This window comes from Enteractinococcus fodinae (assembly GCF_031458395.1).
Lineage (GTDB): Bacteria > Actinomycetota > Actinomycetes > Actinomycetales > Micrococcaceae > Yaniella > Yaniella fodinae.
The window spans coordinates 574,819-598,866 of sequence record NZ_JAVDYJ010000001.1 but is presented as its reverse complement, the minus strand read 5'-3'; the positions used below and the strand labels follow the sequence as shown (position 1 = coordinate 598,866).

Genomic DNA, 24,048 nt, shown 5'->3' with positions numbered 1-24,048 from the left:
GCCGGTTTCACCAGCAGCCCTGTGGAAAGCAAGGAGCCGTTAGCGCTGCCCGCTAAGGTCGATCTCGGTATGGTCCGGATCGAAGTAGGCAGGGGGTACAGGTTTGGTAGCGTCCCAACCGGTGATGTCGATTTTGTATCGCGGGTCCCACGGCTCGGCCCAGCCCAACAGTTGGAGTACGCGGTCTAGGACCATGGCGGTGAAACCCCATACCAGGGTGCCACCAACGGTGAAGGCTGGGGTGCCAAAGCGGTGTTTGGCGGATTTGTCGAACGCGACGGCGGTAACTCGTAGGTTCGGGTCCACTAGATCGCCCACCGGCACCCGGAAGACCCGGGTCGCTTCTGTGGTGGTGATCATTTCGTTGGGCCGCTGCCACCAGCCCACCACCGGCGTTACCCGGAAGTTGGACACTGATAAGGGCAATGCTGGGAGGTGGCCGACGGGGATAATGCCGGTGGGATCGACCCCGGTTTCTTCATGGGTTTCCCGAATAGCACAAGCAACTGCGTCTGCATCCTGGGCTTCGAGACCCCCACCGGGAAATGACACCTGGCCCGGGTGGTTACGTAACACCATGGAGCGCTGGGTCAGCAACACATCGAGTTCTTTGGGGACGATGGTTCGCTGGAATGTCGCCGGGCGGTCATCCATGGAACCAAACAGCAACAGCACGGAAGCGTCCCGCGGGTTTTCCAGTGGCCGCACTTTATAGGACCACCATGTTTGGTCATAGTGCGGTAGGGCTGACGCCGGTGAAACGGTCACGCGGTTGGCGATCTCCGGATGAACAGTACCGTGCGTGTGAACTAATGCCAACAGATCGGCAAGTGCGCCTTCAAGTTGCATTTAGACCTCCCATTGATAGCCGGCCGCACGCAGCTCGGCACGTGTGGCACCGTTGAGCAGTGCCTGGTGGATGTGTTCGCGTCCCGGGGCGAGCTCATAGGATAGTAAGGCTTTGGCGGCTTCGGGGTTGGTCTCACCGATACCCGCGGAGGGACACCACTTGGCCACCGGGCAGGCACCGCAGGCGGGACGTTTAGCATGACAGATCCGTCGCCCCAAGAAAATCAGCCGGTGCGATAGCTCGGTGTAATCCTTGGGGTCAAACAGTGCGGCGAGATCACGTTCCACGATGTTGGCGTTGGTACTGTCGGTCAGTCCGAGACGATTGGCTAACCGGATCACGTGCGTATCGGTGGTAATACCTGGCACGCCAAATGCGTTGCCCAACACCACGAAGGCGGTTTTGCGTCCCACACCGGGCAGTTTGACCAGGTCTTCCAGGGTGCCCGGGACTTGTCCGTCGTGTTCGTCGACGATGGCCTGCGAGAGTCCCAGCAGGGCCCGGGTTTTGTTTTTATAGAACCCGGTGGGCCGAATGATGTCTTGCAGTTCGACTTCAGACGCCTGTGCCATGGTTTGAGCATCCGGATAGCGGGAAAACAACTCGGGGGTAACCGAGTTGACGCGAATATCGGTGGTCTGAGCGCTCAGGACCGTGGCGACCAACAGTTCAAACGGGTTGGTGAAGTCCAGCTCTGCGTGGGCGTACGGAAACACCTCACCGAGTACCCGGAAAATTTTCCGGGCTCGACGCTTCGTAGCCAATGGCGTTTCGTCGCTCACGTGCTCCCCTTCTCTCAACCGACCAACTCTCTTATCCTAAGCCGGTGACCGCTCGCCGGCCCTCACGTGACCGTTCAACGCATACCCGTTTTGATCAGCATCATAAAACGCCCTACCATGACCCTAGATGTGACGACGATCACGACAAATTGAAGGAGTCTCATGGTTACCACACATGAACGCGAAACGATCCAACGGGCCCGCGAGCTGTACGCCGACGCCGACCGGGATCGCCTGGAATATTGGGCTACACGCGCCCGCAACGAAGTGTACTGGCAGACCCCCTTTAGAGAAGTACTGGACTGGTCAAACCCGCCGTTTGCCCGCTGGTTTGCCGATGGCACCACCAATGCGTGCTATAACGCGGTGGACCGTCATGTGGCTGCCGGCAACGGCGACCGGGTCGCACTGTACTTTGAGGGCGAACCAGGTGACACCAAGACCGTGACCTACGCGCAGCTGCAGGACAGAGTGTCCCAGACCGCTAACGCCCTGGAAGCTCTGGGAGTTACCACGGGAGACCGGGTGGCAATCTATCTGCCCATGCTGGTCGAAGCCGTCGTATCCATTCTGGCGTGTGCACGGATCGGTGCGGTCCACTCGGTGGTCTTTGGTGGCTTCTCCGCCGATGCGCTGCGCTCGCGTATCGATGATGCCCAAGCCAAAGTCGTCATCACCGCCGACGGTTCATACCGCCGCGGCAAGCCCAATATGCTCAAACCCATTGTCGACGATGCGCTGGCGGAACCCGGTCACAGCGTCGACCACGTGCTGGTCGTACAACGCAATGACGAAAACATTGACTGGATTGAAGGCCGCGACAAGTGGTTCCACGAGGTCGTCGATGCTCAGCCCACCGCACACGAGGTGGTCTGGGTTGAAGCCGAACACCCACTGTTTATCCTTTACACCTCGGGAACCACCGGTACGCCCAAGGGCATTATGCACACAACCGGTGGTTATCTGACCCAGGTCACCGCCACGGCCCGGGACACCTTCGATTTACAGCCCGAAACCGATGTGTTCTGGTGTACCGCAGACGTCGGCTGGGTCACCGGGCATTCTTATATCGTCTACGGGCCGATGTCCAACGGCGCTACCCAAGTGATCTACGAGGGCACCCCGGATACGCCGCACCGTGGCCGCTGGTGGGAGATCGCCGAAAAATACGGCGTCACCATTCTCTACACCGCCCCGACGGCGATTCGTAGTGCCATGAAATGGGGCCGAGACACCGTTGACCGGTATGACCTCTCCTCGCTCCGACTGCTCGGGTCCGTGGGTGAAGCTATCAACCCCGAGGCCTGGGACTGGTACCAACACGTGATTGGCAACAACGACGGCGCCGGCACCGTCCATGATGACGGGACTGTCACACCAGGCCCACGTAAACCTGATCCGGTCCCAATTGCAGATACCTGGTGGCAGACCGAAACGGGCGCTCACATCCTGACACCCCTGCCCGCACTGAGCGCTGAAGATCTGAAACCCGGGTCAGCCCAACGGGCCGTCCCCGGCGTGGTGGTCGATGTGGTCGACGACAACGGTCACACCATGCAGGACACCACCCAGGGCTTTTTGGTGATCCGCGAGCCCTGGCCTGCAATGGCACGGACTATCTGGGGCGATGATCAGCGCTTCGTTGACACCTACTGGTCGCATTTCGATGGCATGTACTTTGCTGGTGACGGGGCTCGCTTCGATGAAGACGGCGATATCTGGCTGCTCGGCCGCGTAGATGATGTCATGAACATTTCCGGACACCGCCTGTCCACGACTGAAATCGAATCGGCACTGGTCGCACACTCACTAGTAGCAGAAGCTGCCGTCGTCGGCGCCCAAGATGCTACGACCGGTCAGGCCATCTACGCGTTTGTCATCCTGACCGAAGATTCCGAAGGGGTGTCCCAAGAAGAAGCCGAACAGACGTTGCGCGATCACGTCGGGAAACATATTGGACCGATCGCCAAGCCCAAGCGGATCCTGGTGGCTCGAGACCTGCCTAAGACCCGGTCGGGCAAGATCATGCGCCGACTGCTCAAGGATGCCGCCGAGGGGCAAACTGATGCCGATCCGAAGGCGCTTGCCACGCTCGCTGATCCAGCGGTCATGGAAGAGATCTTCGCCGGTATGCGGAACTAACTTCACGTAGCCCACTCATCGAAACGCCTCGGCCACAACCAAAACAGTTGTGGCCGAGGCGTTTGATATGCGCTGAAAGCGACTAGGGTTCGTTACGTAAGCGGCCCGCGGGCTCGTCATGCACGAGTCCTTCGTCACCGAACTCGCCGGATTGGGCGTCTGGATTGCGTTGAATGTGGATTACTGCAGAAATGACCCCACCGAAGACGGTGACGCATGCAATAACCATCATGATGATCGCTGCGGTACTCATGATCGAATCTCCTGTCCTGATTCATCGGTGGAGGCATGTTTGCCGGGCACCAGATCGGTCTCGTCTAGCGCGTACTCATTCTCGGAAGCCTCACTATAGAGCGCCGAGTCTTTCGGCCATGGGATCAGCGTCAAGAGAATGGCAAGGACAATCAAACTGATGACCATGCCCCAGCCAAAGGTATTGACGTACCAGTTCGGCATGCCCCCGTATGGCTCCTCGGCGCTCAACTGAGCGATGAACTCCATGACCAGCGTGTACGCCAAGACCACTGGCAGCAGGATGCCAACAAGGAATTTATAGATTCCACCCAAACGGAACGAGGATACCTGGTTGAGGTGCTTGACCATTCGATCGAGCCGTCGAAGGATCCACGCCACGGCGACCACCGCAACGAACGAGGCGGCAACAATACCGAATTGGTTCACGAAGTAGTCGGAAACATCCAGCAGATGCAGACCCGAGGTCGTGCCGAACCCGAACAGCGAGATCAATGCTGCGGCCAGACCAAAGGTCGCCACAACGGTCATTCGTGACCAGCCGATCTTGTCTTTCACGGCTGAGACGACAACTTCCAGAATCGAGATCATCGAGGTGAACCCCGCAAATAGCAGCGAGCCGAAGAACAACACGCCGATGACGGGGCCGAGCCCGGCTGGCGCCTGGGAGATGATCTCAGGGAAGGCTACGAAGGCTAGCCCGATACCCGAGGTGACGACCTCTTCAATCGTCACACCTGCCGCCTGTGCCATGAACCCAAGGGTTGAAAAGACCCCGATACCTGCCAAAACTTCGAAGCCCGAGTTGGAGAAACCAACCACGAGGCCCGAGCCTGTCAGGTTCGTCCGTCTCTTGAGATACGAGGAGTACGTGATCATAATGCCGAACCCAACCGACAGCGAGAAGAAAATCTGACCGTAGGCTGCGATCCATACTCCTGGATCCGTCAGGGCAGCCCAGTTCGGGGTGAACAGGCCATCAAGCCCCATGGCTGCGCCCGGTAGGGTCAGGGCAATGCCGACCAGGATCAGGAACATCAGGACCAGGATGGGAATCCCGATGGCAGAAGCCATACCGATACCACGTCTCACACCCAATGCGAGGACGACCAGCACGGCCACCCAAATGATGAGCATTGGCCAAAAGACACTCGGCACGATGGTGAAGTCCAGTGCCGGGGTTTCCGACATCTGGAGATAATCCTCGAAGAAGAACGCATTGGGGTCATCGCCCCAGGCTTCTGTCGAGGAGTAGAAGATGTACATCGCCGACCATCCGAGAATGGCCGCGTAATACACTCCGATGACGAAACAGATGAGAACTTGCCACCACCCGATGGTCTCGGTCCACTTCGTCAAGCGCCGAAAGGTGAGCGGCGGGGACCCTTTGAACCGGTGCCCCAAGGAATAATCGAAGAATAGCAGTGGAATACCGGCTGTTAGCAGCGCGATAAGGTACGGAATAATAAACGCACCGCCACCATTTTCGTAAGCGATGTACGGGAAACGCCAAATATTGCCCAGTCCGATCGCAGAGCCCATGGCTGCGAGGATAAATATCCATCGTCCACCAAAGGCCTCGCGCTGTTTGGAACCGGCTGGCGCCGAAGTTACTTGCGAGGACATTTCAACCCCTTTGAGCATGTGATGTGAGCACAAGTCACAATAGACTTATGTGACTAAGGTTACGCCCTTGCCGCCCGTTGGACAATATCCCGAAAAATTTCTAGTCCCGTGGTGACTAGCACGTACTATTCCAGGCAGGATCCGGTGGAAACCGGCTCGGACAGAGAGGGCGCCTGTCCGACAAGGTCAGAAATCTCAGCGTTACTCAGCGCGTATCCGATCTCTGCTTCGGCAGCGCGCGCGAAGATGACGCCGACGACAAGCCCCTGCTCATCGACCAGCGCGCCACCCGAGTTTCCCTGGCGAACGTCAGCGGCAACTTGGTACACATCACGCAGTTGAGGATTCTCGTTATAAATGTTTTCGACCGTTGCCGGCCCACGGGCTTGCACCTGGGCGCCTTCGATCTGATGCGGGCCACCGGAGGGATACCCTAAGACAAATGCGTATTCACCGGGCTCAAGAACATCACCGAACTCGACAACGGGAAGTTGGGCCCCGGGTAGAGCGATGATAGCCACATCGATTTCAGGATCAAAAGCTACAACCTGGCCGGTAAATAACTGCCCCTCGAAGGATTCGACCTGGGGCGATTGGACGCCGGCCACCACATGCGCGTTCGTCACGACCCGGTCACCAGCCACCGCAAAACCCGAACCCGTCTGACTTTGTCCGCACTCATAAGCACTGCCAGTAATACGCACCGACGAGATACTGGTCTCTTCGACGTCGCGAGTGGGCTCGATATGTTGTTCATCTTCAACGGTGGTTCCATCACCGGCGAGATCGAGTTCAGGCAATTCGGAAGAGTCCAGCACGTCTGCCCGAACTTGAGCCACCCAGGCTCGGGCTCTTTCCGGTGTCAGGTCGGTGGCGACCGACACGATGCGTGAATTCTTGAGCGTGCTGGTAATCCCAGGCACCCCAACGGATGCAATCGAAAACGCGATCACAGCAATCAAGACCGTGGTCACGATGGCGTTGCCAATGGCCCCGAGGAACTTGTCGATCAACCGCAGCACGGGGTGGCTTATATGTAACCGCAATCGGGCACCAATTTTGCGCCCTAGCCACATGCCAAACCAAATAAGAAACGCGGTGACAGCGACCATCGTGATGATTCTGGGCACACCTGCCGGGACCAGTTCAACAATCACAGGCATCAACCACAGCCCGCCAAGTACTCCCGCGATCGCCCCGCTCACGGTCCCCATCGAGATCCAAAACCCACGACGAAATCCGAGGACGATGACGAGCAACAGCACAACGATTAGTGCCCAATCAAGCCAGGAAAGCGCTACGATCTCCCACCGTCCCATCCGCTGCTCTTGTGAGGTGGTTATAGGTGTTTAAGCGTAGTCGCTTTTACCAAGTCACATGAACCGCCCTGTCAGTAGCGTAGTCAATGCGAAAAATTTTGGGCTATCCTAGACAAAGATTTCGCTGCTGGTTGTGACGATTTCCACATACCCTTCTACATTCGATAGAATAACTTAGAAGCCCATGTCGAAACGCACTACAATTTATGTGCCCGAACCGGCATTTCTCGGCACGTCACGACCAGTGATTCAGTACCGAGGCACGTTAAGATTCGGCCCACGAGGCCAGTAAGGAAACCTTCACCACCATGGACCTAGACGTATTGCGCAATGCACCGCTGTTCACGCATCTCGATGATGAGGTGTTCAGCGCTCTAACCGCGGAGCTGACAGAAGTCGAGCTATCCCGTGGTGCCTCCGTATTTCACGAAGGCGATGACGGAGACCAGCTGTACGTGATCTTGTCGGGCAAGATCAAGCTCGGCCGCACCGCACCGGATGGCCGCGAGAACCTGCTGGCTATTCTTGGCCCGGGCGAAGTATTCGGCGAGATGGCGCTATTCAACCCTGCGCCACGCTCAGCATCCGCCACCGCAGTTGCTGCCACGAGCCTGGCCGGCTTGCGTCACGAAAACCTCCGCAAAGTCATTTACTCCTCCCCTGAAGTTTCCATGCAGCTGCTGGGTGCTCTGGCTCGTCGCCTGTCGCGCACCAATGAATCACTGGCTGACCTTGTCTTCTCGGATGTTCCAGGACGTGTCGCAAAGGCTTTGCTTGATCTGGCTGACCGCTTCGGTCGCCCCACCGCTGATGGCCTCCTGGTCGCTCACGACCTGACCCAGGAAGAACTCGCCCAGTTGGTGGGTGCTTCGCGTGAAACCGTCAATAAAGCTCTGGCGGAATTTGTTCAGCGCGACTGGTTGCGCTTGGAAAACCGCGCGGTGATCATTATGGATCTGCAGCGCCTACGTCAGCGCGCCCGCTAAAACGTACAAAAAACACAGCAACGGGGTGGGAGTTATCTCCCACCCCGTTGCTGTGTTATCCGCACTTCGTGGTGCTCGCAGCGGTAGCTAGTCTGCTACTTTCACGATCATTTCAACTTCAACTGGCGCGTTCATCGGCAGCATCGCAACCCCAACGGCGGAACGCGCGTGGGTGCCGGTCTCACCGAAGATCTCCCCGAGAAATTCAGATGCTCCGTTGATAACGATGTGTTGCTTCTCGAAATCAGTGGCCGAGGAGACAAACCCCACGAGCTTGGTGATCTGGGTGATCTTATCCAGGTCACCCACCTCTGCTTTAATCGCGGCCAACCCGTTGAGCACGCAGATGCGTGCGTAGCTCTGCGCGTCTTCAACCGTGACGGTCTCTCCTACTTTGCCGGTGGCCGCCAGTTGGCCATCAACGAGTGGTAACTGGCCCGAAGTGTAGATGGTATTTCCATCGCGCATCGTGGGGACATAGGCAGCAAGTGGTTTGCTGACTAAAGGCAACGCATACCCGGCTTCTTCAAGCCGCTGTTCAATGGTGGACATGGAGCTCCTCTTAGGATTCTTTGGGACGTTTGAGATAGGCAACCGGGGCGTTGCCGTCTGGACCTGGAATCACAGTGACCAGTTCCCATCCATCATCTCCCCATTGGTCAAGGATTTGCTTGGTGGCATGGATTAGCAAAGGAATCGTGGCATATTCCCATTTTGTTGTATCGCTCATGCCGTTAACCGTAGCTTGCGCCAAGAGCTTTGCGACAGATTTGAATTTGCGCTTTTCCGGTAGACTGCCACCATGGCCAAAACAACGTCCTCAGGATCTGGTGTGCTCAAAAGCAATCCCGTACTGTCGAAACTGCTCGCCTTCTTTGGTATTTCAGCCCTCTTGGGAGCGCTCGGCGCGGGCATGCTGCTGCCTGCCGGCGTGCTCGCAGGTGCTGCTGCACAAGTTGGCACCGAGATGCTCGACGAGATCCCTGCCGAGCTCAATGAAGAACCTGTCTCGGTGCCGTCAAAAATTCTTGACCAGGACGGCAACGAAATCGCGACCTTCTACGCCGAAGACCGTACTCCGGTCGACCTTGAGGACATCTCGCAGCACATGATCGATGCGGTGATCGCCATCGAGGACGAACGGTTTTATGAACACTCCGGGGTAGATGGCGAAGGCTTGGCTCGTGCGATGGTGCACAACCTGACGTCCGATACGCAACAGGGTGCTTCTACGATCACCCAGCAGTACGTCAATAACGTGCTGGTCAACTATCAGAACCTCAACGGTCTGCGCACCACGGTTTCGGGTTCCAAGAGCGTCCCCGATAAAGTGCGTGAAATGAAACTGGCCGTGGCCATTGAAAAAGAGATGAGCAAGGATGAGATCCTGGAGGGCTATCTCAACATTGTGCTGTTTACAGGCCGCACCTACGGTGTGGAATCTGCCGCACGCCTCTTCTTCAACAAGTCAGCAGCTGACTTGAACATCCCCGAGTCCGCTCTGCTAGCCGGTCTCGTCCAGTCCCCCAATGCGCTGAACCCCGAAACGAACCCGGAAGGTGCAACCAACCGCCGCAATCTGGTGTTAGGGAATATGCATCGCCATGGGTTCATCACTCAGGAAGAATACGATGAGGCGGTAGCTTCGGAGATCGAACTGGACATGAATCCGCTGCCTTCGGGTTGTTACCACGCGCGCGACGGTTTCGAATACTTCTGTGATTACGTTCAGCGCATGATTCTGGCTGACCCAGCGTTTGGGCCTGATCGTGAATCCCGTCAGCGGATGCTCGATCGCGCAGGGCTCGAGGTCACCACAACCATTGACTCTGAGCTCCAACAAGCCGCAGTGGATACTGCACGTCGCAATGTGCCAGCCGGCGAGAATGAGGGCGTCGGCTCCGCGATGGTGACCGTGCAGCAAAACACCGGCAACATCAAGACGATGGCTCAAAACACCGAGTACGCCGTCGGTGAGGACCTGCCAGATGGTCAGATCTCGATGAACTTCAACGTCGACCATGAGTGGGGTGGCGGCGGCGGATTCCAGCTGGGATCCACCCTGAAACCATTTGTGTTTATGGCCTGGATGGGTGCCGGTAACTCGATGCGCGACACCGTCGACGCGTCGCGCGATAACTATACCGGTGCAGAATTCCCGGCCTACTGTCTCGACAAAGGCCATGCAAACGTCACTGGCGAATGGAACGTCAACAACGCCATCGGCGACATGAAGAAGACGATGCGTGCTGATTACGGTCTCTACTGGTCGATCAACACCGCTACGGTCGCTGCGGCGTATGAAACGGATTTGTGTGCTATCACCGATATCACCACGGCCGCGGGCATTACCGGCGCAGGTCCAGACGGCGGGCCGTTAGATCCGTCGCACCCGTCATTTACCCTGGGAGCCTATGAAGTGTCTCCGCTAAGCATGGCCAGCGCGTACTCCACGCTGGCATCAGGCGGCACCTACTGTGAGCCACGCGCCATCGAGTCCATCGTGGACGCCGAAGGTAACGAATACACCGTGCCACCAATCCAGTGCTCTCCTGGTGCGCTCAATGCTGACAACGTGAAAGAACTCAACAACACGTTGACGCAGCTGGCTGACGATCGCATTTCGCAAGGCGAACTCGACTTCCCAATCGCCGGCAAGACCGGTACCAACAACTTCGAGTCCTCGACCTGGTTCGTGGGCTATACCTCAGATCTATCGACCGCATCTTGGGTCGGGAACTACCGTGGTGTCGGCGAAGATTACACCCTGCGGAACAAGACCATTGGTGGTCGATACTTCCAGGACGCTTGGGGGTCGTTGATTGCCGGACCCATGTGGGTTGAATACATGAAGGTTGCCGGGCCGAAATACGACACCGACCCGTTCCCCGAATTTGACGGTCCGACCGGCGATGTCAGCGTCAGAGGTACCGCCCCCTCCCCCGACGATGATGACTCGTCTGACAATGAAGATTCATCCGATGAGGGGGATGCCTCCAACGAAACCGAGTCATCGCAAGACGATGAGTCGACAGACACCGCGAACACCGAGTCCGCCGCTGATGCGGAGGCTGGAGCTGAGGATGCGGACACCGCAGATGACACTGAAGACACCGAAGACTAATGTCTAACACAGTTGGTTGGCCGCGTCGGATGTTATCTGGCGCGGCCAAACTGTTCGCAGCCGGAGCCCTCCCTGCCGCTGGAGCCACCGCGTTCGGGTACCTTTCAGCGCGCCGTTTCGGTGTCCGCTACGAAGCGCTGCCGCTCTTACCTCGGGGGGCTGCACCGTTTCGGATCCTTCATATCGGGGATATGCATTTGGTCGCCGGAGACCGATCCAAGAGCGACTTTGTGCGCGATCTGGTTGCTCTGGACCCCGACTTCGTCGTCAACACAGGTGATAATCCAGGGGGCGATGACGCGGTAGACGACGTCGTGGCTGCGCTGAAACCGCTGCTGGAAATTCCCGGGGTTTTCGTTCCAGGATCCAATGATCTCTACGGTCCGCGCTCGGCTAACCCGCTACGGTATTTGCGGGCCCCGACCACAATGGAAACCTCATCGCACCATCACCAAACCATTGATGTGCGTGCGATGTTTGACCGGTTTATGGCGCCTGGACAGTGGCACTACCTAGCCAATGAAACCCTGCAGCTGCCGGTTCGAAACGATCTGAGACTCATGCTGGCCGGCACCCACGATGCGCATATGCATGCCGATCAGTGGCCCGGATTTGGCCGTGCCCAACCTGAGACGGATCAGGGTTCCACGGGCCAACCGAAAGAGCTCAAAGTTGCCGTCACCCACGCGCCGTACCGTCGGGTGCTCGACGCGGCCACCGCTGATGGGGCAGATTTGGTTTTCGCCGGACATACCCACGGCGGCCAAGTGGCGCTACCGGCCTACGGGGCAATCGTGTCCAACTGTGATTTACCAACCGGTTTTGCATCCGGTATGACGACCTGGCGGGCCGCCGGACGCACAACTCACCTGCACGTCACGGCTGGGATTGGCGCCTCCCCCACGGTTCCGCTGCGGACATTTTGCCCGCCCGAAGCCGTCGTGATTGATCTGGTCGCAGCCAGCGATTAGTCGAAGGCGCGACCCGTGAGTCGCCGGAATGCTTCGCGGTAACGTTGCGCAGTTTTTTCGACGACCTCGTCGGGCAATGCCGGGGGCGGAGTATCGGAAGCCTGATCCCAGCCGGACGCTTCCGATGCCAACCAATCCCGGACAAACTGCTTGTCGAAAGACTCCTGCGAGCGCCCAGGCTGGTAGGTTTCGGCATCCCAGAACCGTGACGAGTCCGGGGTCAGGACCTCATCACCCAAGGTGATGACCCCGTCAGCGTCAGTCCCAAACTCGATCTTCGTATCCGCCAGAATAATGCCAGCCGCCCGTGCGATGCGTTCGGCTGTCGTATACAGCTCCAAGGTCTTGGTCCGGATATCCTCGGCGGGTTCTTGACCGATACGGTGGACCATTTCGGCAAAGGGAATGTTTTCGTCGTGCTCGCCCACTTCGGCCTTAGCCGAAGGCGTGAAGATCGCGGGCTCGAGTTTGGAGCCGTCCACCAGGCCGGTTGGAAGCTGGATACCGGTTACGGTGCCGTTGGCCCGATATTCTGCCAGCCCAGAGCCAGTCAGATACCCGCGGGCGATGGCTTCGATGGGGAACATACTCAACCGCTGCACGACCATCGCTCGTCCAGCTACCGCAGCCGGGACCTCCGTGGAGACCACGTGATTGGGCACCGCGATCTCATCGGCCAGCCGCTCGAACCACCAGAGGGATAACTGCGTCAGGATCTTGCCCTTGTCCGGGATCCCCGGAGACAAGATGTGATCGAAAGCCGAAATCCGGTCCGTTGCCACGACCAGGAGCGTCTCGGATTGCCCGGGTTCGGTCTCGGCCGGCTCATAGAGGTTCCGGACCTTACCCGAATACACGTGCCGCCAGCCGTCAAGTTGTGGTGCGGTGTCAGTCATCGCTCAGGCTCCCGGAATCGTGATCTCGCCGTTGATCGCTTTGGCCGCGATATCGGTGCGGTAGTGACCATTGGGGATCGAAATGGTTTCGACGGCTTTATACGCTGTGTCTCGGGCTTCGGCCAAGTCAGAGCCAGTGGCCACGACTGTGAGGAGGCGACCCCCGGAGGCCGTGAATTCTCCGGTATCACCGGCGGTAGTACCGGCATGCAGGATGGAAACGTTCTCCTGTTTAGCGGCTTCGCGAACCCCACTGATTTGGGCACCGGTCTGAGGTGACTCGGGGTAGCCTTCGGAAGCGAGCACTACCCCGACGGCAGCGTCGTTGCGGAACTTTAGGCTCGGGAACGTCGTGCTGAGTTTGCCATCTGCAGCGGCTTTCAGCAACTGTCCCAAGGGGGTTTGGAGTCGAGCCAGGACCGGTTGGGTTTCTGGGTCGCCGAACCGGGCGTTGAATTCGATGACTTGGATGCCCTTGCTCGTCAGTGCCAGCCCACAGTACAACACGCCGGTAAAGGGGATGCCGCGGTCGGCCATTTCGGCAAGCACCGGGCGGGCGACGCGTTCCATCACTTCGTTGGTGAACCCTTCGGGTAACCAGTCCAGTGGCGTATAGGCGCCCATACCTCCGGTGTTGGGCCCCTCATCTCCGTCGTAGACCCGTTTGAAGTCCTGGGCTGGCGCCATCGCCACCCCATCTTTACCATCGGCAATAACAAAGACTGAGACTTCAGGCCCGTCAAGGTACTCTTCGACTAACACTGGGTCGCCGCCAGCGAAAATAGCTTTACCGTGCGCGATCGCAGCGTCGCGGTCCGAAGTCACCACGACCCCTTTGCCCGCGGCCAGGCCGTCGTCTTTGACCACATACGGCGCGCCGAAGTCATCCAGGGCGGCTTCGAGCTGCTCAAGGTTTATCGCAGTGTGGGCTTGACCGGTTGGAACCCCGGCGGCGGCCATGATCTCCTTGGCAAAAGCTTTCGAGGATTCCAGGCGAGCGGCCTGGTGCGTTGGCCCGAAGACCGCAAAACCGGCGGCCTGCAACGCGTTGGTGACCCCTGCGGCCAGCAGCGCCTCGGGGCCAACCACGACTAAGTCTGGTTGGAGTTCCTGGCACAGTTCCACGACCAGTTGCGGTGAGGATACATCGATCGGGTAGACGGGAACTTCCTTGGCGATTCCGGCATTACCGGGCGCGCAACGCACCTCCGAAACCAGCGGATCAGCGCGCAGGGCTTGCACAATTGCGTGTTCGCGGCCACCTGGGCCCAAGACTAAAGTTTTCACGTCCTTAAGCGTAGTCGGTTCACGGCCCGGGGTGGTCGGTGTGTCTGAAATGTGTGGATAGCCCGACTAGACTGGCCACTATGTCGTATCACCGTCGCCATTTGCCGTTCGGCCAGGGACCCGGGCTGCCCCGTTGGCTGCGCGTTATTTACCTGTGGCTATTAGTCACGCTGTCCACGGGCTTTGTGTCGTGGCTGGGGTTTAGGGCATTTGCCGGTGCCACCCGCGGCGATCTGCCCTACGCGTTCAGCGCCCTGGCTATTGGGGCGGTCGCCGCCACCATCATTACCTGGGCGATCTACCGGCGAAAATCCAACCGTTAGGAGACTGATGCCTGACCCGATTCGTGCCGCGGACGTGGCACAACTGGCCACGGCCACCCGCAACGGGTTTGTGGAAAACCGGTTTTTTGGTTCTGCCGTCGTGGTAAATTCCGACGGTGTGCAATTGGCCGCAGTCGGTGATCCCGCAGCCGGGGTGTACCCGAGGTCGGCGCTGAAACCCTTCCAGGCGATCGCTTCGTTGCGCTGTGGTGCCGAGCTGACCGGCCCTGGGCTGGCGTTGGCGGCAGGCTCGCACATGGGCACCGTCTGGCACCAACGGCTCGCGACCGAGGTGTTATCGAACGCCGGATTACAACCTGACGCTCTGGCCTGTCCGGCCGTGTATCCCGCTTCGGCATCCCAAGTGGCCAAGGCCGCCCTGGAAGTGGCGCCGTTGCCCTTGGAGCGGTCCGCGCTGGCGCATAATTGCTCGGGGAAACACGCCGGCTTTCTGGCTGCCACGGTTGCTTCGGGAACAGCTCCTGCCAACTATCTGGACGCGGACGCACCGGTCCAGGTCGAAACCATTCGGGTATTAGAACAATACTGTGCGACCTCGATCAACCACATCGGTATTGACGGGTGCGGTGCGCCGACCCCGGTGATGTCTTTGGCAGCATTAGCCCGCGGTTTTAGCGCCCTGGGCCGTGCGGTGGAAGACCGAAGCGCTGAACTACCAGCCGCCACGGTCGCCCGAGCCATGCTGGACTACCCCGAAGCCGTCCAGGGCCAGCATCGCCCCGATACCGTCATCTTGGAATCTTTAGGGCTGTTGGTCAAAACCGGGGCGGACGGGATTGTCGGGCTAGCCGCCCCGGATGGCACCGCGGTGGCCGTGTCGATGATCGATTCAACCCACCGGGCCACGCACTTGGTAGCACTCGTATTGCTCGCCAACTTCGCCCCGGAGGCCCTGTCGCTGGAGGCCATGAGCGGCGTCATTGACCGCATCGTGCCTCCGATCTACGGCGGCAACCAGCCGGTCGGCGGTATCAAAGTCGCCCCGGATGTGCTGCGCCTACTAGGTTAACCTCAAGGGCAAACCTACGGAAGAAGGGAAACCACGCATGGCGCGACGAAAAATTCAGGTCACCGACGGCGTTGCGGCGGTTCGGCAATGGGCCGCTGACCCGAAGGGCGTGGGCCGCAGTGTACGGGCGACCGCGGTGCGCTATTCCCTGGAGGAATTAGCCGTGCTGGCCCCGGGGCGTTCCGTCGAGGTGCGCGTCCCGCCATATGGTGCTACCCAGATCATTGAAGGCACGACCCACACCCGCGGCACCCCACCGTCGGTGGTCGAAACCGATGCCGCCACTTGGTTAGCGTTGGTCACAGGGCAGCAGACCTGGGATACGGCGGTAGCTGAGGGCACGGTGCAGGCATCCGGGCAGCGAACAAATTTGTCTGAGTTCTTCCCATTGGTCAAACTGGAACGTGGCTGACCGAAACACGAGATTGCCGCGAGCACCCGGCGCCAGGCGCTAGAATGAGGACACTATGGCTGACAGCAGACTTGAAGATCCTTCTGATTCGGCAGATGCCGCAGAAACTCCCCAGCAGATGGTATACCGTCGTGCCCCAAAAATTGGGCCCTTTTTAGCGACCGGCGCGGTACTGGGCTTCGTCATCGCCTGTTTCATTGTGCCGCTGATGGGGCCCATTGAGGGTTATTCACAGTCTCAAACGCTCGGTTTTATGGCGGCCATTTTCGCCATCGTCGGTCTGGCCGTAGCCTCCCTGGTGTGGTTGCTGATGGATCGACGCTCTAAGCGCAGTACCGAAACCCTCTATGCTCGTCGCACCGAGGACCCTTCAGCAGCTGATGTGGTGCTGACCGAAGACGACTACAGCGAGTGGACGCTCTCGCAGCAACGTCTGCGCGCCGATGAGGCGTATCGCGCTCGCCAGGCCGAAGCCAAAGCTGCCGGGAAAACCAAAAAATCCTCTAACCGGAAATGACACATGCTCGAACAGCACATTGAAAACGCCCCTCAGGATGCCTGCGGGGTGTTCGGCGTATGGGCGCCCGGAGAAGAAGTCTCCAAACTAACCTATTACGGGTTATATTCCCTCCAACACCGCGGTCAAGAAGCCGCAGGTATCGCGGCCTCGGCCGGCGACCGGATCTCCGTGTACAAGGATGTCGGGTTGGTCTCTCAGGTCTTTGATGAGGCCACGTTATCGTCACTGACGGGTCACATTGCGATTGGTCACTGCCGCTACGGATCGCACGGTGCAAAGGACTGGCGTTTCGCCCAACCCACCCTGGGCGCGACGACTGCCGGTGGCACCGTGGCTGTGGGTATCAATGGTGAGCTCACCAATCGCGAAGAGATCAAAGCGCTCATCACGCAGCGCTTCGGCGAAGTGGACTCGGGCGAACTCGCCCAGGGGAACAACTCCGATACCGCCCTGATCACCACGTTGCTGCACGGCCAAGATGGTGACTCGCTGGAAGAGACCGCCACCGAGGTCTTCGGGTTATTAGAAGGCGCGTTTTCGATCGCGATGATGACCGAAACCACGTTGTACGCGGTGCGCGACCGTCACGGGTTCCGTCCGCTGGTGCTCGGTCGCCTCTCAAGCGGTTGGGTCGTGGCCTCCGAACAGGCCGCACTCGCCACCGTGGGGGCAACGTTTATTCGCGAAGTCGCACCCGGCGAAATGTTGGCAATTGACCAGGACGGTGTGCGTTCGACACGGTTCGCCCCGTCGCAGTTAGCACGCTGTATTTTCGAATACGTCTACGTCGCCCGCCCTGATGCGGCAATTAACGGCCGCAGTGTGTACGAGTCGCGCCTAGAAATGGGCCGCCAGTTAGCGCGAGAAAATACGGCTGATGCTGATGTGGTCATCCCGGTACCAGATTCTGGCACGCCGGCGGCTATCGGATACGCCGAAGAGTCCGGCATCCCGTTCGGCACCGGTTTCGTCAAGAACTCTTATGTGGGCCGAACCTTTATCCAGCCCTCACAAACGCTGCGGCAGCTAGGCATCCGGCTCAAGCTCAATGTGCAACCCTCGGTGGTCGCGGGCAAATCCGTCATCGTCGTTGACGACTCGATTGTGCGCGGCAATACCCAACGTCAGGTCGTAGCGATGTTGCGGGCCGCCGGGGCACGTGAAGTGCACGTGAAGATTTCGTCGCCTCCGGTGAAGTGGCCGTGCTTTTATGGCATTGATTTCGCTACGCGCGCCGAGTTGATTGCCAATGGTGCCGGCATCGAAGAAATCCGGGCACACGTCGAGGCCGATTCTCTGGCGTACATTTCGCTGGAAGGCACCATCGCCGCGACCGAACAGGACGCCGACACCCTGTGCACGGCATGTTTCTCCGGCAACTACCCCACCGATGTACCGCAGCTGCATACAGACAGGAAGTAACGTGACTGACAAAGACATCTCCCAACCCATCACCTACGCAACCTCCGGGGTGGATGTTGAAGCCGGAGACGACGCCGTAGAACTGATGAAATCGGCGGTCACCGCGACGCACAGCAACCGCGTGCTGGGCGGCTTCGGCGGCTTTGCCGGGATGTGGGATGCCACCCCGCTAACCAGCTACCGTCGTCCGGTGCTGACAACCTCGACCGACGGGGTGGGGACGAAAGTCGCGATTGCCCAGGCCATGGACATCCACGACACCATCGGCCAAGATCTGGTGGGTATGGTGGTGGATGACATCGTCGTCGTCGGGGCCAAACCATTGTTTATGACCGACTACATTGCCACCGGGAAGGTCGTGCCCGAGCGGATCGCCGATATCGTGCGGGGCATTGCCACCGGGTGCAAACTGGCCGATACAGCCCTGATCGGTGGCGAAACCGCCGAGCACCCGGGACTGTTAGCACCAGATGAATACGATGTGGCCGGAGCGGTCACCGGGGTGGTCGAGGGCGGAAAAATTCTGGGCCCCGAACGGGTCCGCGAGGGTGACGTCGTAATTGCGATGGAATCCTCGGGCGTGCACTCCAATGGGTACTCGCTATTACGCTCCATCGTCGCAGCTCAGGGCTGGAACTGGGACGACCACATCGACGAATTCGGGCGGACCCTGGGCGAAGAGCTGCTGGAACCGACCCGGATCTATGCTCAGACGTGTCTGAACTTGATTGACGAGCTCAACGGCGACGACAATTTTGCGCTGCGCGGCTTCTCGCATATCACCGGCGGAGGCCTGGCGGCGAACCTTGCCCGGGTCCTCCCCCGGGGCACCATGGCGACCATCGACCGCTCGACCTGGTCTTTGCCCGCGGTGTTCTCGGTGTTAGCTGAAGCCGGGAAGGTCCCCCAGCCAGACCTCGAGCGCACCTTGAATTTGGGTGTCGGCATGGTCGCTGTGGTCGCTCCCGAAGCCGCGAAGGCCGCGCTGCAATGGCTCAACAGTCATGACATGAAATCCTGGCAGATCGGCACCGTCGGGGCACTGACCGATGACGCGGCCGAGGCCGGGCACGACTTTATCCAAGGTGCCAAAGGCGTCGACGGTGGAGGCGTGCTACTGCACGGATCCTACGCCCAATAGCGACGGGGATTTAGGGCGTGTGGGTTTTCCACAAGCTGGTCCTGGGCGCTTCACCTCATTGACCGCATTGCGTAGGCTGAACGCAGTTAGTGTGCTGTGCTGCACACTCCCTGCGAGAAGGAGCAGCAATGTCTGAGCTTGTTGAAGTGTCCGTGCACGATGCGATCGCGACGGTCACGCTGTGCAACCCCGGCAAAATGGGGGCCCTGTCAGTAGCGGCGATGCAACAACTCAATGCCGCGATGACCGAGATTGGGAAGCGTCAGGACATCCACGTCGTGGTGTTGGCCTCGCAGGGCAAGGTGTTCTCAGCCGGCCACGATCTCAGCGAGGTTCGCGGCGCCGACGAGACACAACAGCGCCAGATTTTTGAAACCTGTACGGAGCTGATGCTCACCCTTCAACGTATCGCCCAACCGGTCATTGCCAAGGTCCATGGGCTCGCCACCGCCGCGGGATGTCAGCTGGTGGCTACCTGCGATTTGGCAGTCGCGAGTCAATCGGCGCGTTTTGCCACACCAGGTGTGCGCATCGGATTGTTCTGTTCCACACCAATGGTCGCGTTGAGCCGTGCGGTACCGCAGAAAGTGGCCATGCGCATGCTACTGACCGGCGACCCCATTACCGCCGACGAAGCTGCCGCCGCAGGTCTGGTCTCAGATGTAGTGCCCGATGACGAGCTTGACGAGGCCGTGTCGACGTTGGCCACACGCGTAGCGCATGCGTCCGCTGCAACCGTCAGTCTCGGCAAGCGGGCATTTTATGACCAGCTCAATCTCCCCGTCGCCGAGGCGTACGAGAAAATGTCTGAGGTCATGACTCGCAACGCGGTGATGCCCGACGCCCAGGAAGGGATCGGCGCGTTTTTAGAAAAGCGCGACCCAGTTTGGCAACATCACGATCAGTAAGACCGCATCCGGCGCCCGAGACTAGTCGGCTATGTCGCGGAGCTCAGTTTTCCGGATCTTGCCCGTCGAGGATCTGGGTAGTTCACTGATCAGATGGAACGCATCGGGGACCTTAAAACCGGCCAGTGAGGCGCGGCAGTGTTCGCGGAGCTCATCGGTTGAGACCTCTTCGTTGACCACTACGTAGGCGACGGGGCGTTCACCCCACCGTTCGTCTGCGACACCAATGACTGCCGCATCGGAAACCGCAGGATGGGCATGCAGAACTCCTTCTATCTCGATGGAGGAAATGTTTTCTCCACCCGAGATGATGATGTCTTTGAGGCGATCCATGAGCTGAATGTAACCGTCGGGGTGTTGTACACCGATGTCTCCGGTGTGGAACCAACCTCCCGCGAACGCTTCGGCGGTGGCTTCTGGATTATTGTGATATCCGGCCATTACCCCGTTCCCACGGATGACGACCTCGCCTTGAGATTCCCCATCAGCGGGCAGTTGCTTGCCGGTTGGATCTACGATGGCGACCTGGGCGTTTTGCAACATGGGTACACCCTGGCGGGCCAGCAACCGTGCCCGTTGGGTGCTGGTCAGTTCCGACCAGTGATCCTGCGGTTCATTAATGGTTGCCGGGCCATAGGTTTCGGTCAGCCCGTATACGTGCACCGGGGTGATACCCAAGCCTTCTAACCCTTCAATGACCGATGGCGGGGGCGCTGATGCTGCGGTCACCAAACGGACCGGGCGGTCCAGCGGCCGAGCCCGTTCGGAATCGATGATCGAGGCCGCCACAATCGGAGCTCCGCACAGATGAGAGATGTTTTCGTGTTCAAAAGCGTCCCAAATTGCGTCCTGGCGTACCGCCCGAAGACACACATGGGTGGAGGCGGTAGCGGTCGTTCCCCACGTCATGGTCCAACCATTGCAGTGGAACATTGGCAGAGTCCAGAGGTACTTGGAGTCGCCGTCGAGTTGGTAGTGCTGTGCGTTCGCCTGAGCGGAAAGATATGCCCCACGGTGGGTATAGAGCACACCCTTTGGTGGGCCCGTGGTCCCGGAGGTGTAGTTGAGAGTAATGGCAGACAGCTCATCGGCGACATTGTAGGTGTAGGTGTTGTCTGCGGTCTGTTCTGGAGCTGCTGCCAGGAAGTCGCTGTAGGTTGGCAAGTGCCCCGTGGGAGATGGACCAAATTGGTCATCGACAAGCTCTATCACCGCCGGCGGGTTCTCTAAACCGGCCGCGGCATCTGCCACGACGGAGGCGACCTCGGAATCCACAAAGACGATCTGCGTCTCGGAGTGTTCAAAGATATAGCTGAACTCGCGTCCCGCCAGACGCGGGTTCAGCGGGTTGAGGATTGCACCGATGAGGGGCACTGCATAGTGCGCAACGAGCATCTCTGGGATGTTTGGCGCAACAAAACTCACGACCTGGCCGGGCTGAACTGACCGCGCAAGCGTGCGAGCGAGTTTCTGCACTTCATCTTCAAACTGGGCATATGTGCTGCGGCGGTTCCCGTAGACGACAGCTTCTCGATCCGGAAAAGTTCCGGCGGTGCGGCCCAAGAAGGCCAAGGGTGTGAGGTTCTCGTAACTGGCCGCGGAAGTTGGTGTTGCTGTTGGGCTAGATCTGGTCACGGTTCGCCTTTCCTTGCGTGGCCTGCTCCACAGGGGGTCTAGCTCAGTTTACCCAGACAATGCGGGCGGAACAGGATTGCCGCAGGTGTTTTATCACGTGCAGGCTAGCCAGGCCACAGTATCCACAGTCCTGGCAGCCTTCCTCAAGTTCTCCCCATGCATCACCCCAGCGCAGCTAGCGCTTCACTTGTCCGCGAGAATAGCAGCATCGGTTTCGAAGGAGGTGTTAGGAATGAGTGAAGCAGCACAACCCACAGCGCCTTCTCCTCCCGCGACCGATCCCGCGATACCACGAAGCACAAATCTCGTGGCCGAAACCCTAGTCGACGACGGGGCAAGTCTCAATACGGGCCATCCTTCTGCTGACGATCAGGTCGTCTCGCTCGAGGACCAGTTACCAGTCAGTCAGCACATATCGCCAGTCATGATTGCCGCCCACACTGCCATCGAACGTCAGTTCGGGCCGCAATTAGCAACCCTGACGCTTGCTGAAATCCAAGCACTACAAACCAGACTCATTTTGCAGGAAAAACACCTACTGACAACCTCGAATCCCTCAGAGCTATTCTCCGATATGAAACCGCACGAGGTAAGTTATGACGAATCGGCAGCGAAGAAGACCCCGCCAGAACCAGCCGGGCAGGCCGCAGGGTTATCAGGCCATCAAGCCGAAGAGGAACTTAGGTCTTGCGAAGAGAAACTCTCGCCGCTTGAGTATGCGCAGATCCGACAGGAAAATTCCGATCTCTCCGGGGTCGTGTGCGTGCGCGCAACTGCTGACCTCATAAAGGAACTGCGCCGATCAGATAGTTCGGTCGATATACCTGGCCGCAGCCAGGGCAAGACTCCGCTTACCGCTGCGGTATCTTTTGTCGCCTCAGCTTTAAAACTTACCTACTCCACTGTGGACAAACGGCTTACCGCTGCCGCGATTATGTGGCCGAACATGGCATACCGGCGCAGCCATACCACAACACCCCAGTTAGCCACCCATCTTGAGCAGGGCCGTATCCAGTTCGATGCTGCGATAGCTGCCCGGGACAAACTGACCAAAATTCGGCAAGCGGTCCGTCGCGCTGGAGGAGACGAAACGGCTGCCGACGACATGGTGCGACATAAAGAGCGCGATTTCATCCGTCATGCTCTGCGCAACAACTCACATACGTTTGGGCGCTATGCCAAAGCCCAGAGCGACGCCGTGACGAATGAGCTGATCGGGCCGACGAGATCCCTGACGAATGAACAAATCAAGCACGAAAAAGGTATCTTTTATGACGCCCCTATTGGAGACAGCCTTCACCGACTCACGGTGGTGGTCGACGAAGGGGAACTCTTGCAGCTCACCGCGATCCGAGAGTTTTCGACCAAACTCGACTCGGTCATCTCGACACTGCGGGCGCAGGCACATAACACTTGCAAGCATGCGACGGAAGCTGCCTCTGAAACATCTGGCACGAGACATCCCGAGGACGAGGAGGTGAAAAGCCCTCGACTCACACCCGACGATATCGATTACGGAATCGGCAAGCTATTCGACGGGCAGACCAAAGCCGAACGCTGGCTCAACACCCTGATGGACTTCGCGTCTGCTGCCCTTATGCTCCACAAGACATATGATCCTTATGCCACCGCTGAAGAACAGCGTCGGCGTGATACTGCATTACAAAGAGCCGCCGAGCATTCTGAAGTACTCACAGATATCCTCGGTGTGGCCGACCCGCCTGATAAGGGTGATCAGCTAGCCGTTCAGCATGAAGGGGAGTCTGCCATCGATGCCGAGGAATCCAGGACCGAGGATGTGCTTTCGTCTTACGTGCCCGCCGGGTATCAATTACTGCGACCAAATTTGGACCTCATCGTAGAAATATCCTTACGAGATCTTGTCGAATTGGGGCCCAACACAGCAAGACCCGGTACCTCGTCTTCGAAAAACACGGATACCTCTGAATTAGACAAGATTTTAGATCAACTTCAGCAGGAGGAGCGCGGGCTCACGGTCCCGAGAGGATCGCCAGGCAGTGTCACGATTGATTATGGCCTAGCACGGCAGCAAGCCTGCCATCAGCGGATTATCCCGATGATCTTAGGCAGCGCGTCACAGCCCCTGGACGTGGGCCGAGCTCAGCGAAGCTTCTCAGCCGCGATGCGAAGGGCGCTCCATGTTCGAGATCGAGGCTGTGTGGTGCCAGGTTGTCCCCGTCCGTCGAGCTGGTGCGAACCGCACCATCTGGAAGAGTGGGCCCGAGGCGGGGTCACCTCTATCAAAAATGGGGTCCTGTTGTGCCGACAACATCATAGTTCAGTGCACAAGGGCTTTCTCCAGGTGCACATGGAATCGGATGGACGTGCTTCATGCAGTCTGCCGATCCACCTAGACCCCTCACAAACACGCTATCGGAACGTGTATTGGACGGCCTAGTGC

At 58.8% G+C, this 24,048-nt stretch carries 22 protein-coding genes; 12 read left to right on the top strand and 10 right to left on the bottom strand.

Going from position 1 to position 24,048, the window contains the following annotated elements; genetic code table 11:
- Positions 1-39: 39 nt before the first annotated feature.
- Both J2S62_RS02765 and nth read right to left on the bottom strand, forming a co-directional pair.
- The gene (locus J2S62_RS02765) at positions 40-849 is read right to left on the bottom strand and encodes an NUDIX hydrolase (protein ID WP_310171139.1); all 810 of its coding nucleotides are present in this window, start codon (positions 847-849) and stop codon (positions 40-42) included.
- On the bottom strand, positions 850-1,632 hold the full coding sequence (nth, locus tag J2S62_RS02760) for an endonuclease III (RefSeq protein ID WP_310171136.1): 783 nt from the start codon (positions 1,630-1,632) through the stop codon (positions 850-852).
- Positions 1,633-1,794: 162 nt separating this feature from the next.
- On the opposite strand from nth, the gene J2S62_RS02755 reads away from it, so the two are divergent.
- A complete protein-coding gene (locus J2S62_RS02755) occupies positions 1,795-3,774 on the top strand; it encodes an acetate--CoA ligase (RefSeq protein WP_310171135.1) in 1,980 nt (659 codons plus the stop codon).
- A gap of 82 nt (positions 3,775-3,856) precedes the next feature.
- Here J2S62_RS02755 and J2S62_RS02750 read toward each other — a convergent pair whose 3' ends face one another.
- The 3 genes from J2S62_RS02750 to J2S62_RS02740 form a co-directional block, all read right to left on the bottom strand.
- The gene (locus J2S62_RS02750; RefSeq protein ID WP_310171133.1) at positions 3,857-4,027 is read right to left on the bottom strand and encodes a methionine/alanine import family NSS transporter small subunit; all 171 of its coding nucleotides are present in this window, start codon (positions 4,025-4,027) and stop codon (positions 3,857-3,859) included.
- A complete protein-coding gene (locus tag J2S62_RS02745; protein ID WP_310171131.1) occupies positions 4,024-5,652 on the bottom strand; it encodes a sodium-dependent transporter in 1,629 nt (542 codons plus the stop codon). Before J2S62_RS02745 ends, J2S62_RS02750 begins: the two co-directional genes overlap by 4 nt.
- Positions 5,653-5,777: 125 nt before the next feature.
- Complete coding sequence (locus J2S62_RS02740) at positions 5,778-6,971, bottom strand: MarP family serine protease (RefSeq protein WP_310171129.1); 1,194 nt, start codon at positions 6,969-6,971, stop codon at positions 5,778-5,780.
- 308 nt (positions 6,972-7,279) lie between these two features.
- Between J2S62_RS02740 and J2S62_RS02735 the strand changes: the two genes are divergently transcribed.
- The gene (locus J2S62_RS02735) at positions 7,280-7,957 is read left to right on the top strand and encodes a Crp/Fnr family transcriptional regulator (RefSeq protein ID WP_310171126.1); all 678 of its coding nucleotides are present in this window, start codon (positions 7,280-7,282) and stop codon (positions 7,955-7,957) included.
- A gap of 87 nt (positions 7,958-8,044) precedes the next feature.
- Here the strand turns inward: J2S62_RS02735 and J2S62_RS02730 are convergent, their stop codons facing one another.
- Positions 8,045-8,509 carry a RidA family protein gene (locus J2S62_RS02730; RefSeq protein WP_310171124.1) on the bottom strand — a complete coding sequence of 155 codons (465 nt, stop codon included), beginning with the start codon at positions 8,507-8,509 and terminating at the stop codon, positions 8,045-8,047.
- Between the two features lie 10 nt (positions 8,510-8,519).
- The gene (locus J2S62_RS02725) at positions 8,520-8,687 is read right to left on the bottom strand and encodes a hypothetical protein (protein ID WP_310171122.1); all 168 of its coding nucleotides are present in this window, start codon (positions 8,685-8,687) and stop codon (positions 8,520-8,522) included.
- Between the two features lie 72 nt (positions 8,688-8,759).
- Here J2S62_RS02725 and J2S62_RS02720 point away from each other — a divergent pair, with 72 nt between their 5' ends.
- Together J2S62_RS02720 and J2S62_RS02715 are read left to right on the top strand one after the other, a co-directional pair.
- Positions 8,760-11,081, top strand: coding sequence for a transglycosylase domain-containing protein (locus J2S62_RS02720; RefSeq protein ID WP_310171120.1), 2,322 nt, complete (start codon positions 8,760-8,762; stop codon positions 11,079-11,081).
- A complete protein-coding gene (locus J2S62_RS02715) occupies positions 11,081-12,052 on the top strand; it encodes a metallophosphoesterase (RefSeq protein WP_310171117.1) in 972 nt (323 codons plus the stop codon). Before J2S62_RS02720 ends, J2S62_RS02715 begins: the two co-directional genes overlap by 1 nt.
- Here the strand turns inward: J2S62_RS02715 and J2S62_RS02710 are convergent.
- Positions 12,049-12,948 (bottom strand): phosphoribosylaminoimidazolesuccinocarboxamide synthase, encoded by a 900-nt coding sequence (locus tag J2S62_RS02710; protein WP_310171115.1) that lies wholly within the window; start codon positions 12,946-12,948, stop codon positions 12,049-12,051. The two genes, J2S62_RS02715 and J2S62_RS02710, sit on opposite strands and share 4 nt — an antisense overlap.
- A gap of 3 nt (positions 12,949-12,951) precedes the next feature.
- Positions 12,952-14,235, bottom strand: a complete 1,284-nt coding sequence (purD, locus tag J2S62_RS02705) for a phosphoribosylamine--glycine ligase (RefSeq protein WP_310171113.1) — start codon at positions 14,233-14,235, stop codon at positions 12,952-12,954.
- A gap of 80 nt (positions 14,236-14,315) precedes the next feature.
- On the opposite strand from purD, the gene J2S62_RS02700 reads away from it, so the two are divergent.
- From J2S62_RS02700 to J2S62_RS02670, 7 genes are all read left to right on the top strand, one after another.
- Positions 14,316-14,558 (top strand): hypothetical protein, encoded by a 243-nt coding sequence (locus J2S62_RS02700; protein WP_310171111.1) that lies wholly within the window; start codon positions 14,316-14,318, stop codon positions 14,556-14,558.
- A 7-nt stretch (positions 14,559-14,565) separates the two neighbouring features.
- A complete protein-coding gene (locus J2S62_RS02695) occupies positions 14,566-15,588 on the top strand; it encodes an asparaginase (protein WP_310171108.1) in 1,023 nt (340 codons plus the stop codon).
- Between the two features lie 37 nt (positions 15,589-15,625).
- The gene (locus J2S62_RS02690; RefSeq protein ID WP_310171105.1) at positions 15,626-16,000 is read left to right on the top strand and encodes a sterol carrier family protein; all 375 of its coding nucleotides are present in this window, start codon (positions 15,626-15,628) and stop codon (positions 15,998-16,000) included.
- Positions 16,001-16,055: 55 nt separating this feature from the next.
- A complete protein-coding gene (locus tag J2S62_RS02685) occupies positions 16,056-16,517 on the top strand; it encodes a hypothetical protein (RefSeq protein ID WP_310171103.1) in 462 nt (153 codons plus the stop codon).
- Between the two features lie 3 nt (positions 16,518-16,520).
- Positions 16,521-17,942: an amidophosphoribosyltransferase gene (purF, locus tag J2S62_RS02680; RefSeq protein WP_310171101.1), complete on the top strand. Its 1,422-nt coding sequence runs from the start codon at positions 16,521-16,523 to the stop codon at positions 17,940-17,942.
- Positions 17,911-19,083, top strand: a complete 1,173-nt coding sequence (gene purM, locus J2S62_RS02675) for a phosphoribosylformylglycinamidine cyclo-ligase (RefSeq protein ID WP_310171099.1) — start codon at positions 17,911-17,913, stop codon at positions 19,081-19,083. Before purF ends, purM begins: the two co-directional genes overlap by 32 nt.
- Before the next feature lie 128 nt (positions 19,084-19,211).
- The gene (locus J2S62_RS02670; protein ID WP_310171096.1) at positions 19,212-19,991 is read left to right on the top strand and encodes an enoyl-CoA hydratase; all 780 of its coding nucleotides are present in this window, start codon (positions 19,212-19,214) and stop codon (positions 19,989-19,991) included.
- 21 nt (positions 19,992-20,012) lie between these two features.
- Here the strand turns inward: J2S62_RS02670 and J2S62_RS02665 are convergent, their stop codons facing one another.
- Entirely contained in the window at positions 20,013-21,626 is a 1,614-nt protein-coding gene (locus J2S62_RS02665) for an AMP-binding protein (protein WP_310171093.1), read from the bottom strand.
- A 232-nt stretch (positions 21,627-21,858) separates the two neighbouring features.
- Here J2S62_RS02665 and J2S62_RS02660 point away from each other — a divergent pair, with 232 nt between their 5' ends.
- Positions 21,859-24,045 (top strand): HNH endonuclease signature motif containing protein, encoded by a 2,187-nt coding sequence (locus J2S62_RS02660; RefSeq protein ID WP_310171090.1) that lies wholly within the window; start codon positions 21,859-21,861, stop codon positions 24,043-24,045.
- Positions 24,046-24,048: the final 3 nt, after the last annotated feature.

Bases quoted from the DNA above. Each gene is read 5' to 3' on its own strand.
- J2S62_RS02765 (WP_310171139.1), bottom strand. From the start codon at position 849: ATGCAACTTGAAGGCGCACTTGCCGATCTGTTGGCATTAGTTCACACG.
- J2S62_RS02755 (WP_310171135.1), top strand. From the start codon at position 1,795: ATGGTTACCACACATGAACGCGAAACGATCCAACGGGCCCGCGAGCTG.
- J2S62_RS02750 (WP_310171133.1), bottom strand. From the start codon at position 4,027: ATGAGTACCGCAGCGATCATCATGATGGTTATTGCATGCGTCACCGTC.
- J2S62_RS02745 (WP_310171131.1), bottom strand. From the start codon at position 5,652: ATGTCCTCGCAAGTAACTTCGGCGCCAGCCGGTTCCAAACAGCGCGAG.
- J2S62_RS02740 (WP_310171129.1), bottom strand. From the start codon at position 6,971: ATGGGACGGTGGGAGATCGTAGCGCTTTCCTGGCTTGATTGGGCACTA.
- J2S62_RS02735 (WP_310171126.1), top strand. From the start codon at position 7,280: ATGGACCTAGACGTATTGCGCAATGCACCGCTGTTCACGCATCTCGAT.
- J2S62_RS02730 (WP_310171124.1), bottom strand. From the start codon at position 8,509: ATGTCCACCATTGAACAGCGGCTTGAAGAAGCCGGGTATGCGTTGCCT.
- J2S62_RS02725 (WP_310171122.1), bottom strand. From the start codon at position 8,687: ATGAGCGATACAACAAAATGGGAATATGCCACGATTCCTTTGCTAATC.
- J2S62_RS02720 (WP_310171120.1), top strand. From the start codon at position 8,760: ATGGCCAAAACAACGTCCTCAGGATCTGGTGTGCTCAAAAGCAATCCC.
- J2S62_RS02715 (WP_310171117.1), top strand. From the start codon at position 11,081: ATGTCTAACACAGTTGGTTGGCCGCGTCGGATGTTATCTGGCGCGGCC.
- J2S62_RS02710 (WP_310171115.1), bottom strand. From the start codon at position 12,948: ATGACTGACACCGCACCACAACTTGACGGCTGGCGGCACGTGTATTCG.
- J2S62_RS02700 (WP_310171111.1), top strand. From the start codon at position 14,316: ATGTCGTATCACCGTCGCCATTTGCCGTTCGGCCAGGGACCCGGGCTG.
- J2S62_RS02695 (WP_310171108.1), top strand. From the start codon at position 14,566: ATGCCTGACCCGATTCGTGCCGCGGACGTGGCACAACTGGCCACGGCC.
- J2S62_RS02690 (WP_310171105.1), top strand. From the start codon at position 15,626: ATGGCGCGACGAAAAATTCAGGTCACCGACGGCGTTGCGGCGGTTCGG.
- J2S62_RS02685 (WP_310171103.1), top strand. From the start codon at position 16,056: ATGGCTGACAGCAGACTTGAAGATCCTTCTGATTCGGCAGATGCCGCA.
- purF (WP_310171101.1), top strand. From the start codon at position 16,521: ATGCTCGAACAGCACATTGAAAACGCCCCTCAGGATGCCTGCGGGGTG.
- purM (WP_310171099.1), top strand. From the start codon at position 17,911: ATGTACCGCAGCTGCATACAGACAGGAAGTAACGTGACTGACAAAGAC.
- J2S62_RS02670 (WP_310171096.1), top strand. From the start codon at position 19,212: ATGTCTGAGCTTGTTGAAGTGTCCGTGCACGATGCGATCGCGACGGTC.
- J2S62_RS02660 (WP_310171090.1), top strand. From the start codon at position 21,859: ATGAGTGAAGCAGCACAACCCACAGCGCCTTCTCCTCCCGCGACCGAT.